Annotated in this window: 1 protein-coding gene; it reads right to left on the minus strand. The window is 67.1% G+C overall.

The window, feature by feature from the left end; genetic code table 11:
- A partial coding sequence (locus ACQRAQ_RS08665; protein WP_427794563.1) for a hypothetical protein occupies positions 1 to 264 on the minus strand: 264 nt, incomplete at its 3' end.
- Positions 265 to 313 lie beyond the last annotated feature (49 nt).

Below are 313 nucleotides of genomic sequence, written 5' to 3' on the forward strand. Positions count from 1 at the left end.
CAGCACCGCGTTCTCGAGCCTGAGCCGCTCGATCAGGGCGTCCTTGTCCTCCGGGTCGATGTCGGGGTAGTCGGGGCCGTCCCCGACGAGTCGCGGCAGGTCCATTCCTCCACCGGCCCTTCCCGCGGGCTTGCGCACGTCCCTGATCCAGCGCCAGACGGACGTCTTGCCGGGCCCGCCGAGTATCTCGGTTATCTCCATGACGGTGAGCCCGGCGCCGCGAAGCGCCCTGGCCCTCTCCACCATTCTCCTACTGTATGCCATGCGGACTCCGTTCCGGACCTCAACGGTCCAACTTTTTGTCCGCAGTCCC

Source organism: Collinsella sp. SGI.178 (genome assembly GCF_050313495.1).
In the GTDB taxonomy this organism is placed as follows: domain Bacteria; phylum Actinomycetota; class Coriobacteriia; order Coriobacteriales; family Coriobacteriaceae; genus Collinsella.